General features: G+C 36.5%; 11 protein-coding genes. 10 read left to right on the top strand and 1 reads right to left on the bottom strand.

The features are described from left to right. Position 1 precedes the first annotated feature (1 nt). From hemF to ACB104_RS06590, 4 genes are read left to right on the top strand one after another with little or no spacing between them, the layout of a single operon-like run. A complete protein-coding gene (hemF, locus tag ACB104_RS06605) occupies positions 2-904 on the top strand; it encodes an oxygen-dependent coproporphyrinogen oxidase (protein WP_370477494.1) in 903 nt (300 codons plus the stop codon). Positions 905-944: 40 nt separating this feature from the next. Next, positions 945-1934 (top strand): porphobilinogen synthase, encoded by a 990-nt coding sequence (gene hemB / locus ACB104_RS06600; protein ID WP_370477493.1) that lies wholly within the window; start codon positions 945-947, stop codon positions 1932-1934. 29 nt (positions 1935-1963) lie between these two features. Next, the gene (locus tag ACB104_RS06595; RefSeq protein WP_370477492.1) at positions 1964-3085 is read left to right on the top strand and encodes a CNNM domain-containing protein; all 1122 of its coding nucleotides are present in this window, start codon (positions 1964-1966) and stop codon (positions 3083-3085) included. Then, on the top strand, positions 3085-3558 hold the full coding sequence (locus ACB104_RS06590) for a methylated-DNA--[protein]-cysteine S-methyltransferase (protein ID WP_370477491.1): 474 nt from the start codon (positions 3085-3087) through the stop codon (positions 3556-3558). Before ACB104_RS06595 ends, ACB104_RS06590 begins: the two co-directional genes overlap by 1 nt. Here ACB104_RS06590 and ACB104_RS06585 read toward each other — a convergent pair. Beyond that, entirely contained in the window at positions 3555-3989 is a 435-nt protein-coding gene (locus ACB104_RS06585; RefSeq protein WP_370477490.1) for a cupin domain-containing protein, read from the bottom strand. The two genes, ACB104_RS06590 and ACB104_RS06585, sit on opposite strands and share 4 nt — an antisense overlap. Positions 3990-4061: 72 nt before the next feature. Here ACB104_RS06585 and ACB104_RS06580 point away from each other — a divergent pair, with 72 nt between their 5' ends. The 6 genes from ACB104_RS06580 (at position 4062) to ACB104_RS06555 (ending at position 12340) form a co-directional block, all read left to right on the top strand. Continuing rightward, positions 4062-4658 carry a TetR/AcrR family transcriptional regulator gene (locus tag ACB104_RS06580; RefSeq protein ID WP_370477489.1) on the top strand — a complete coding sequence of 199 codons (597 nt, stop codon included), beginning with the start codon at positions 4062-4064 and terminating at the stop codon, positions 4656-4658. Positions 4659-4727: 69 nt separating this feature from the next. After that, a complete protein-coding gene (locus ACB104_RS06575; RefSeq protein ID WP_370477488.1) occupies positions 4728-7142 on the top strand; it encodes a penicillin acylase family protein in 2415 nt (804 codons plus the stop codon). Further along, positions 7139-7501 (top strand): hypothetical protein, encoded by a 363-nt coding sequence (locus ACB104_RS06570; protein WP_370477487.1) that lies wholly within the window; start codon positions 7139-7141, stop codon positions 7499-7501. The genes ACB104_RS06575 and ACB104_RS06570 overlap by 4 nt, the downstream gene beginning before the upstream one ends. A gap of 6 nt (positions 7502-7507) precedes the next feature. After that, entirely contained in the window at positions 7508-8221 is a 714-nt protein-coding gene (locus ACB104_RS06565; protein WP_370477486.1) for a 3'-5' exonuclease, read from the top strand. Beyond that, positions 8221-9900, top strand: a complete 1680-nt coding sequence (locus ACB104_RS06560; protein ID WP_370477485.1) for an ABC transporter ATP-binding protein — start codon at positions 8221-8223, stop codon at positions 9898-9900. The genes ACB104_RS06565 and ACB104_RS06560 overlap by 1 nt, the downstream gene beginning before the upstream one ends. 475 nt (positions 9901-10375) lie before the next feature. Further along, positions 10376-12340 (top strand): acetoacetate--CoA ligase, encoded by a 1965-nt coding sequence (locus tag ACB104_RS06555; protein WP_370477484.1) that lies wholly within the window; start codon positions 10376-10378, stop codon positions 12338-12340. Positions 12341-12348: the final 8 nt, after the last annotated feature.

Genomic DNA, 12348 nt, shown 5'->3' with positions numbered 1-12348 from the left:
TATGAAGGATAAATTTTATCAATATATACAAGATTTACAGGATACTATAACATCAAAACTGGAAGCCGTTGATGGTAAGGCGAAATTCCGTCAGGATATTTGGGAACGCCTAGAAGGTGGTGGTGGACGGACACGAATTATTGAAAATGGAAATGTTTTTGAAAAAGGTGGCGTGAACATTTCTGGCGTTCATGGTAAATTACCAAAAAGTATGCAAGCCTATTTTAAGGTTGATGATGTTGACTTTTTTGCCTGTGGATTGAGTTTGGTAATTCACCCAAAAAGCCCAATGGCGCCAACGGTTCACGCCAATTGGCGCTATTTTGAAATGTATGATAAAAAGGGCGAAATAATCGATAGTTGGTTTGGTGGCGGACAAGACTTAACGCCATATTACTTATTTGAGGAAGATGCTAAACACTTTCATCTGGTTTGTAAAACAGCTTGCGACCGTCATAATGACGGTTTTTACAATGATTACAAAAAACGTTGTGATGAATATTTTTATAATGCCCATCGTAATGAAGCACGAGGTATTGGCGGTTTGTTTTTCGATTATTGTAAAGCTTCTAACGGTATGACCATGGAAAACTGGTACAACTTTGTAACTGAAGTTGGTAATAGTTTCCTAGATGCTTATGTGCCCATTGTAGAAAAACGAAAAGATTTACCATATACAGAAGCACAACGTAATTGGCAGGAAATCCGTCGCGGTCGTTATGTAGAATTTAATTTGGTTCATGATAAAGGCACGCTTTTCGGGCTAAAAACCAACGGACGTATAGAAAGCATCTTAATGAGTTTACCTCCACATGTACAATGGGTTTACGACCATCATCCTAAAAAAGGAAGCGAAGAAGAAAAATTGATTGATGCCTTAAAAAATCCTATAGATTGGGTGTAAACTTTTAACTTTATATTTTTCAACTTTTAACTTAAAAAAAATGTTCCCTTTAAGAAGAAATAGAAGATTAAGATCCAACGAAGCTATTCGCTCACTGGTTCGTGAAACCATTATAACACCAAACGATTTTTTAGTGCCACTTTTTGTGGTTGAAGGTAAAGGCATAAAAGATGAAATTCCTTCGATGCCAAACTATTACCGATACAGTTTGGACTTATTGGAATTCGAAGTAAAAGAACTTTGGAAATTTGGCTTAAAGTCGGTTTTGCTTTTTGTAAAAGTGTCGGACAATTTAAAAGACAATAAAGGCAAAGAAGCCTTAAACCCCAAAGGGCTAATGCAACGCGCTGTTAAAACGGTGAAAAATGTTTGCCCGGATATGTTAGTCATGACCGATGTAGCTTTAGACCCATATTCTGCTTACGGACATGATGGCATTATTGAAAAGGGGCAGATTTTAAATGATGAAACGGCCGAAGTTCTTGCGGAAATGAGTTTGTCTCATGCCAAAGCTGGAGCCGATTTTGTTGCACCTAGCGACATGATGGACGGACGCATTTTAACCATTCGCGAAGCTTTGGAAGAGGGAGGCTTTATCAATACCGGTATTATGAGTTATTCAGCAAAATATGCTTCTGCCTTTTACGGCCCATTTCGGGATGCTTTAGATTCTGCACCCGTAGATTTGATAAATATTCCCAAAGACAAAAAGACCTATCAAATGGATTTTGCCAATCGTTTTGAGGCTATTCGTGAAACTGAAATGGATATTGATGAAGGTGCCGATATTGTGATGGTAAAACCTGGTCTGTGCTATTTAGATATTGTTCGCGAGATTAAAAATGAAGTGGATGTTCCTGTGGCTGTTTACCAAGTTTCTGGTGAATACGCCATGTTAAAAGCTGCAGCAGAAAAAGGTTGGCTGGAACATGATGCTGTTATGATGGAGCAAATTACGGCCATAAAACGTGCTGGCGCAGATATTATTGCCAGTTATTTTGCTAAGGATGTTGTAAAATTGATTTCGTAAATTAGCGTCAATAAAACCAAAAACACCCCATGGGCTTACTCCTTTTTTACGCCTTTATTTCTATTTTCTTTTCTTTTTTATGCTCCATACTTGAAGCTGTATTGCTGAGTATTACACCAACCTTCATCAATGTAAAAAAACAAGAAGGCAAGCATTATGCAGATAATTTAGAGCGCCTAAAAAAAGATGTAGACAGGCCATTAATCGCCATCTTAACGCTTAATACCATTGCGCATACCGTTGGTGCCATTTTAGTTGGTGTTCAGGCTAAAACCGCCTATTCAGAAATGTTTGGGAGTAATATAAAAACGGCATTTGGCATTCAGTTTACTGAAGATGTTATGGTTGGTGTTGTATCTTCTATTATGACTGTTTTGATTTTGGTGGCTTCAGAAATCATCCCGAAAACCATTGGAGCCACTTATTGGAAAAAATTGGCGAATTTTACTTCCAAAGCTTTAAATGTTTTAATTTTTCCATTAAAATGGTCAGGGCTTTTATGGTTGTTACAACTTACTACAAAACTTATTGGCGGTAAAGGACATCATGGAAGCGTGTTGAGCAGGGAGGATTTTCATGCCATGACCGATATGGCCCACGAAGAGGGTGTTTTTCAGGAAAACGAAAGCAAAATCATAAAGAACCTGTTAACCTTCAAAGAAGTATTGGCCAAAGATATTATGACTCCCAGAACGGTTATGCTCATAGAAGACGAAAACACTACTGTTGAAGATTTCTTCAATAGAAATTTGAATTTGCGCTTTTCCAGAATACCTATCTTTTCAGACAACCCAGACAATATAACAGGGCTTGTTTTAAAGGACGAAATATTTAAGGAAATGGCTTTAGATAACGGGTCTAAAAAACTTTCAGAGTTATTGCGAAACATCATTATTGTCAATAGAAGTTTACCTATTCCAAGTCTTTTTGAAAAGCTTGTTGAAAGCAGAAACCATATGGCTTTGGTTGTTGATGAATATGGCTCTGTTAGTGGGTTGGTAACTATGGAAGATGTTATTGAAACACTGTTGGGGTTGGAAATTATGGATGAAAGCGATAACGTTTCAGATCTTCAACTTTTGGCCAGAAGAAGTTGGGAAACACGTGCCAAAAAGTTGGGTATTTTAGAAGATGATAATTCTTCGGATTAATGGAAAGTTGTATTATCAAAACACCTTTGGGCTTCACTAAAATTATTGGTGATGAAGATGGTATTACATCTGTGTCCGTTTTAAATTCCGAGGAAAAAGTCACCGATATCATTCCCCTACAACTTGAGGAATGTGTGATTCAACTGCAAGAATACTTTGAAGGCATCCGCAAACAATTTAGTTTAAAATTAAATCCGGATGGAACAGATTTTCAAAAAAAAGTCTGGAAAAAATTGGAAGAGATCCCCTTTGGAAAAACTATTTCTTACCTAGACCTATCAAAACAATTAAGTGATGTAAAGGCCATCCGTGCTGTAGCAAATGCAAACGGAAAAAATCCGTTATGGATAATCGTTCCATGCCACCGAGTAATTGGTAGTGACGGCAGTTTAACGGGTTATGCAGGTGGACTTCACCGAAAGCAATGGCTTTTGGACCATGAAAGTCCAAATAAGCAGCAAAAATTGTTTTAAAGTTTTAGTATCATATCGTAGTCACCTGCCGTGGCAATGACAGTCCCTATTATGCTTTCGCTGATAGAATTTTGCCGTGAATTTTCAATTTCTGCAGAAACACCAACAGTTTCAAAGAACTTTCTAAATCCTTTTGGACTATGAATGTTTACCCATTTGCAAACCGAGTTACTTTTATTATTAAAAGTGTGCACTGTGTTTTGCGGTAAATTTACACTTTCCCCAGCTTTCACTATCTTAGTTTCTCCATTTACGAAAAATTCCATTTCGCCTTCAGTGATTAAAAAACTTTCTGTAAAATGTTGATGTTGGTGAGGCGGGGGTCCTGGAACGCCGGCGGGTGTTTCACCAAAGGCCAAATCGTAATCTCCAGAAGTGTTATGGAGTGTTACTCTATGCCCTAAAACCCATTTTGTTACTTTTGTTTTCATTTTATGAGATTTTTGTCTCACAAATATAAAATTACTTTTTGTAATTACAAATTTTTATTAGACATTTGTCTCATGAGTAATATTTCACTTAACACAGGGCGTTCAGAACAAAAGCAAAAGACTAGAAGAAAAATTTTAGATTCAGCAAAAGAACTGTTACAAAAAGGCGAAAAAATGAGCCTTGAAAATGTGGCTGAAGCTTCTAAAATATCAAGAGCAACCATCTATCGATATTTTTCCAATATAGACATTTTATGCTCTGAAGCTGGTTTGGACATTTTTACCCATTCTACAGAAACCATTTTTCAAGAATCAAAACATCTCCCAATCATTGAACGTATATTATACATTCAAAACTACTTTAATGACCTGGCCATAAACAACGAGCCTGCTTTTAGAAAATATTTGAGTATTTATCTAGATGAAGATGTTTCCCTTAAAAAAGAGTCGCTAAGAGGGTCTCGAAGGACTGCCGCTCTAAAACTTGCTCTCATTCCATACAAAAGCGATTTAGACATTTCAGTTTATAACTATCTAATTAATGTGTCCACATCACTTATGGGCATTGAACCAATAATCACCACAAAGGACGTCTGCCATCTAAATAATGAGGACGCTAAAGAATCATTGGCTTGGGGTCTAAAAATCATTTTAAGCTCTGTTTTTTAAAAATCCCCTATACTATTCCTTCGGTTTCCTTTTAATTGCTATATTTAATTACGAATTAAATATTAGCTCATGAGAGTAGTTAAATTTAGCGCTTCTTTATTCTTATTACTTGCTGTCTTTTATGCCTTCAATTCTAAAATTGGCCCAATTCCCCCCATTGGAAAATTTTTAAGCCCTTCAACCGGCATATGGCAAAATGAAAAGGATGAAATAATTACTGGCTCTATTCAAATTGACGGCCTTCAAGAGGAAGTTACCATTAATTACGACAACCAACTCATTCCACATATTTTTACTCAAAACGATATGGATCTTTATCGTTCGCAAGGCTATATCACAGCCAAACATAGGCTTTGGCAAATGGAATTTCAAACGTTCGCCTCCGCTGGCCGCCTATCTGAAATTATTGGAAAAAAAGCATTGAATTACGACAGGGAGCAACGAAGAAAAGGTATGGTTTATGGCGCAGAGAACGCCATTGAGAAAATGAAGCAAGACCCGGAAATCATAAAATACATGGAAGCCTACAGCGAGGGTGTAAACAGTTATATTAACAGTTTGGATGCCGATGATTACCCAATAGAGTACAAACTTTTAGACTATAAACCTGAACCTTGGAACATTAAAAAAACAGCGCTGTTATTGATGTATATGACAGATGATTTGTGCGGATATGATAGTGATTTGGCCTACACCAATGTACTTCGTGAATTTGGAAAAGATCGTTTTGATTTAATTTTTCCAGATTTTTTTGATGTGAATGACCCCATCATTCCAAAGGAAACCAATTGGGATTTTATAGATATCCAAATGACCGAAACACCTAACACAAAACAACCGTTAGACTCAATTTCTGATAGCTTAAAGAAACCAGACCCAGACAATGGCAGCAATAATTGGGCTGTTTCTGGAAGCAAATCCTATTCAGGTCATCCCATTTTGGCCAACGACCCCCATTTGTCTCTAAACTTACCCTCTATTTGGTTCATCATGCAATTAACAACCCCTCAACACAATTCTTTAGGGGCAACGCTTCCCGGTGCTTTAGGAATTGTTTCTGGTTTTAATGATTATATTGCTTGGGGAGAGACCAATGCCACCAGAGACGTTAAGGACTGGTATAAAATAGAATTTAAAGATAATACCCGAAAACATTATAAATACGGCAATACTTGGAAAAATACTTCCGTGCGCCTTGAAGAAATAAAAATAAAAGGAGCAGAAACCTTTATAGATTCTGTAATTTATACCCATCATGGCCCTGTTACCTATGATAAGAATTTTAAGGGAAATGGCAAAAAAGTAGGCTATGCCATGAAGTGGATTGGCCATATTGGAAGCAATAATGAGCGAACCATCTTAGATTTAAATACTGCTAAAAATTACGACGATTATCTAGAAGCCTTAAAACATTGGGACGCCCCTGCACAAAATTTTGTTTTTGCCTCAACCGATGGTGATATTGCCCTCTGGATACAAGGATTGTTTCCCAATAAATGGAAAGAACAAGGAAAGTTTTTAATGGATGGTAGCCAACCAGAAAACGATTGGCAAAGTTTTATCCCCCAAGAATTCAATGCGCATGTTAAAAACCCAGAGCGTGGCTTCGTGAGTTCGGCAAACCAACATCCTGTAGACCAGTCATATCCGTTTTACGTTTTTAACGACCATTACGAGGCTTACAGAAATAGGATTATAAACGATTTCTTTAGATCTAAGGACAAATTCAACATTCAAGATTTCAAAGATTTGCAGAACAACAATTATAACCTTAAAGCATCAGAACTTTTGCCGTATATGTTCGAGCACATGGATACAGTAACCCTTTCTGATGAAGAAAAGGAGCTATTAAACAGCATTAAAGCATGGGATTTTAATAGCGAAATTGATGAAATTGCACCTAGCATTTGGGACACATGGTGGAAAGCCTTATTCGAACTAACGTGGGATGAATTTGATATTGAAAATGAGGAACTGAAGAGAACCTTGACCTATCAAACCATTTTCTTGCTTAAAAACCATCCTGACGATAAGTTTATGGATATTTTAAAAACATCTGAAATAGAAACGGCCAGCGACTTGTTTCTAATTTCATTTAAAGAAGCTGCTCGCCAATTAAATGAATGGAAATCAAAACAGGGCGAATATTACTGGGGCAAATACAAAGGCACCTATGTTGGGCATTTGCTACAGGCATTGCCAGCATTTTCTCGTTTTGATTTACCAATCGGTGGCGACCGTAACACAGTTAATGCCGCCGATAAAAACCACGCCCCTTCTTGGCGATTGATTGTAGAAATGAGTTCACCCCCAAAAGCATTGGGAATTTATCCCGGCGGTCAATCCGGCAATCCTGGAAGTAAATATTATGACAATTATGTTGACAGATGGGCGGTTGGAGAATATATTGATTTATTGTTTATGCAAGCTTCAAATGAAACAACTGGTGTCATTTCCACGCAAACCTTAACACCTAAACCATGAAACGAAAAAGAATAAACTTCATTTTAACCATTTTAATAGCGGTTCTGTTAGGGCAATTTTTACCTTGGTGGTCTATCATGGTCGCGGTATTTATAACTTCATGTTTTATCTCCCTTAAAAAAAGTGCAGTATTTTTTGTTCCATTTTTGGCTATTGCCCTACTTTGGGCGGCTCACGCTTTTTATTTAAGCAACACTAACGATTTTATACTTGCAAAAAAAGTAGCTTTTTTATTACATTTACAAGGAAATCAATTTCTCTTAATATTACTATCTGGTGTTTTTGGTGGAATAGCTGCTGGGGTTACCGGAATTTTTGGAAAGCAATGTAGCCTGTTATTTGGCTTTAGTAAAAAATGATGCATTATGATATCTAAATTAAATTTAGAAAATATTCTATTTCTAGACATTGAAACGGTTCCGGAAACACAATATTTCTCAGATTTAGATGACGCTACTAAAGCATTGTGGGAACAGAAATCCGAATACCAAAGAAAGGATGAGTTTACTGCCGAAGAGTTTTACGAACGAGCAGGTATCTGGGCAGAATTTGGTAAAATCATCTGTATCTCTGTTGGTTATTTTGCCATTTCAAACGATTTAAAGAACTTCAGGGTCACTTCGTTTTACGGTGATGAAATTAAAATTTTAAAAGACTTTAAAAATCTACTCATTTCCCATTTTAGTCATCCCAAACATTTGCTTTGCGCCCATAACGGTAAGGAATTTGACTTTCCATATATTGCCCGACGAATGATAATCCATAACATTGAATTACCTTATAAGCTTAACTTGTTTGGCAAAAAACCTTGGGAAGTTCCTCATCTTGACACTTTGGAACTATGGAAATTTGGCGATTTTAAAACTTATACATCGCTAAAATTATTGACCCATGTTTTAGGAATCCCATCACCAAAGGATGATATTGATGGCAGCGAAGTTTATAGCGTATTTTATGAGGAAAATGACATAGATCGCATTATAAACTACTGCGAAAAAGATACCATAGCCGTTGCCCAAATATTTCTGCGCTTACGTGGTGACAGCCTTTTAATCAAAGATGAAATCATTCGTATTTAATGAATACCACCCCAATATTAGAAATAGAAAACCTAGTTATTTCGTTTGGCGAAAACGAAGTGATTCATGGCATTTCATACCAATTGTACCAAAATGAAATTTTAGGTATTGTTGGCGAGTCGGGTTCCGGAAAATCCGTCTCTTCATTGGCCATTTTAGGATTGCTTCCGCCTAAAATATCAAAAATCACATCCGGCAAAATCATTTTCAACAATGAAGATTTAACCAAACTTCCTTCAAAAAGATTTCAAAATATTCGAGGCAATAAATTGGCCATGATATTTCAAGAACCCATGAGTTCGTTAAATCCATCCATGACCTGCGGTAAACAAGTAGAGGAAATATTGTTGGCGCATACCAATCTATCAAATCAGGAGGCCAAAGCAGAAACCATTCAGTTATTCGAAAAAGTAAAGCTACCAAACCCTGAACGCATTCATGGTGCATATCCTCATGAAATATCAGGTGGACAAAAACAGCGCGTTATGATAGCCATGGCCATTTCTTGCAAACCCGATATTTTAATTGCCGATGAACCAACAACAGCCTTGGACGTAACGGTTCAAAAAGAAATTATAAATCTCTTGAAGGCACTGCAAAAAGAAACCAAAATGAGCATAATTTTTATAACTCATGATTTGGCCTTAATATCTGAAATTGCAGATAGAGCTTTGGTAATGTACAAAGGCAGTATTGTAGAGCAAGGTTCAGTTTCAGAAATATTTAAAAATCCGCAGCACAACTACACCAAAGCCCTTATAAATTCTAGGCCTTCATTAGATGCACGATTAAAAACTTTACCTACCATCCAAGATTTTTTAAGCAACAAGATATCAGCGACTATTGTAACTCCTAATACTCGAGAAAAAAATCACAAAGCACTTTATAGCAAACCACCTCTTTTGGAGGTAATGAATGTTGAAAAGGAATATATTTCAAAAACCGGGCTATTCACAAAGCCAAGATCATTTAAAGCGGTCAATGATGTTAGTTTTAAATTGTATGAAGGTGAGACTTTAGGTTTGGTTGGTGAATCGGGATGCGGAAAATCCACCCTTGGCAATGCCATTCTTCAACTTGATAAAGCAACTGCTGGAAAGATACTTTATAGAGGTGTTGACATTACCAAACTTTCCAAAACGGAGACCAGAAAACTTAGGAAAGACATTCAAATTATCTTTCAAGACCCCTACTCTTCACTAAATCCAAGAATACCAGTTGGTGAGGCGATTATGGAACCTATGAAAGTTCATAATCTTTACACTTCGGATGCCAAACGCAAGGAAAAAGTACTGGAGATTCTAAATCGGGTTGGGTTGTCTGAAGATTACTTTAACCGCTATCCCCATGAATTTTCTGGAGGTCAAAGGCAACGTATTGGCATTGCCAGGACCATTGCCCTACAGCCTAAATTGATTGTTTGTGATGAATCGGTTTCCGCTTTAGATATATCCGTTCAAGCGCAAGTTTTAAATTTGCTTAATCAACTGAAAGAAGATTTCGGATTTACCTACATTTTTATTTCACATGATTTGGCTGTAGTAAAATATATGAGTGATCAACTAATGGTTATGAGCCAAGGTAAAATTGAAGAATTGGATGATGCCGATATCATTTACAGCAATCCAAAATCGGCTTATACCAAAAAGCTAATTGACGCTATTCCAAAAGGTCTATAATAAAACATCGCTCTTTTAAAAAAATCCAATAGAAAAGCCCATATTTGGGGCAATATAGGCTTAAAATATTCGAGTGTAACTAAAAAGCTACAGCATGAATACTTTTTTGGTTAAATAAATTAAACTTTTAAAAAACTGCAAATTCTCTCTTAAAGTTTCTTTGAATTTGCTCTCATCATTAGTAGGTTGTTCAGGTAGATTTGTTGCAATATTCATAGGTCAAAAATTTATGGTAAATTTGGGTAAATCATTTATTTGATTTGGTTGATTTGGGAAGTGCTAAGATGTAACTTTTTTTTTAAAAATCGGTTTAAAAACATAAATAATCGATGAAATGCAATTTTATTTAACACTTTATCGATTTCTGCATATTCTACCCTATCCTGCTTCACACATTTTCTTTGGATTATAGATTATAGACACTTCTTTCATTTATAGATTCCTTATATTTAAACAACAAAAATTTTCAGATAAAATGTCCGACATTAAATTATGGGAAGGCTCAAAATCGTTTAAAGAAAAGTCTCATTTATTTAAATACAAAACATGGTTGGCCAATCATAAAAACCTTCATTTTGATTCCTATGATGACATTTGGCAATGGTCTGTTGACAACATCAGTGATTTTTGGGTAAGTATTTGGGAATACTTCAGTATTATATCATATAGTCCGTACACCTCTGTTTTGGAAATGACCACCATGCCAGACTTTAAATGGTTTGACGGAGCGCATTTAAATTACGCTGAACATATTTTTAGGAACTTAAAAGCTTATGAAACTGCCATTATCTTCAGTAACGAACAAGGAGATTATATTGAAATGAATGGAAACGAGCTGAGGGAAAAAGTGGCTTCTATGGCGACTTATCTAAAGTCAGTCGGTGTAAAAAAAGGCGATTGTGTTGTGGCATTCTTACCAAATTTACCTGAGGCAACCATTTCATTTCTCGCCGTAAATTCTATTGGAGCCATTTGGTCCAGCACTTCGCCAGATTTTGGCACCGAAAGCGTTATTGACCGCTTTGCCCAAATAAAACCCAAGGTATTTATTACTGTAGATGGATATTACTATAATGGAAAGGCTTACGATAAAACTGCAATTGGCATTAACATTGCAAATGCTTTGCCATCGCTGGAACAAGTTATTGTGCTACCCTACATAAACAAAGATGACATTTCAAGTTTTCCTAAAGATTATGTAAACATCAATTCCATTTTTAAAACGAAGGGTAATGCACTTACTTTTGAGCCTTTGGATTTTAACCACCCTATTTGGGTATTATATTCTTCTGGCACCACTGGATTGCCCAAAGCCATTGTACACTCGCATGGTGGTATCTTATTGGAGCATCTAAAGTACATGGCCTTTCATAACGATGTCCATCAAGGTGAGCATTATTTTTGGTATACCACAACAGGTTGGATGATGTGGAATTTTTTACAGTCCGCCCTTTTGATGGGGGCGGCCATCGTTTTATATGATGGCAGCCCCACACATCCTAACTTTTATAAACTCTGGGAGTTTTCAGAAAAAACTAAGATAACCCATTTTGGTACGAGCGCGCCGTTTTTGGTTGCAAGTATGAAAAAGAACATCACACCAAAAAATCATAATAACTTAACTTCCTTGCGTTCCATAAGTTCAACTGGAGCGCCATTGCCACACGAAGCCTTTAATTATGTTTACAGTAACATAAAATCTGATGTATGGTTGTGCTCCATGGCTGGTGGAACTGATGTTTGTACCGCATTTGTTGGTGGAACGCCATTTAACGCGGTTCATTCGGGCGAAATTCAATGTAGGGCACTTGGTGTTTCGCTTTATGCTTATGATGACAATGGAAACCCGGTTGAGGACGATTTAGGCGAAATGGTTATTGACAAGCCCATGCCCTCAATGCCAGTTTACTTTTGGAACGACAGAGACAACAAACGTTATAAATCAAGCTATTTTGAAAACTATCCTGGAAAATGGAGACATGGCGATTTTATTAAAATAAACTCCAAAACCAAAGGCATTATTATTTATGGCCGATCGGATGCCACTTTAAACAGACTCGGTATTAGAATTGGAACGAGCGAAATTTACAGAAGCGTAAATAAAATTAGTGCCGTTGAAGATTCGCTAATTGTAAATCTTGAGCTAGATGGAGGCAAGCATTATATGCCGTTATTTGTGAAAATGAAACCCAATTATGAATTAACAGAGGACGTTAAATCTGAAATAAACAATCAACTAAAAAAAGAATATTCCCCGAGGCATGTCCCAGATGAAATTATTACTGTTGGAGATATTCCATATACAATAAGTGGTAAAAAAATGGAAGCTCCTGTTAAAAAAATTCTGCTTAAAATGCCTTTGGAAAAATCAATCAATATAGATTCCATGAAAAACCCGGAATCAATAAAGTTTTTTGTAGAGTTTGCAAAAAAGATTTAATCTGCTAA

Source organism: Tamlana flava, from assembly GCF_041287255.1.
GTDB lineage: Bacteria > Bacteroidota > Bacteroidia > Flavobacteriales > Flavobacteriaceae > Tamlana > Tamlana flava.
The sequence above is the reverse complement of the archived record's forward strand: the minus strand, read 5'-3'. Positions and strand labels throughout refer to the sequence as shown.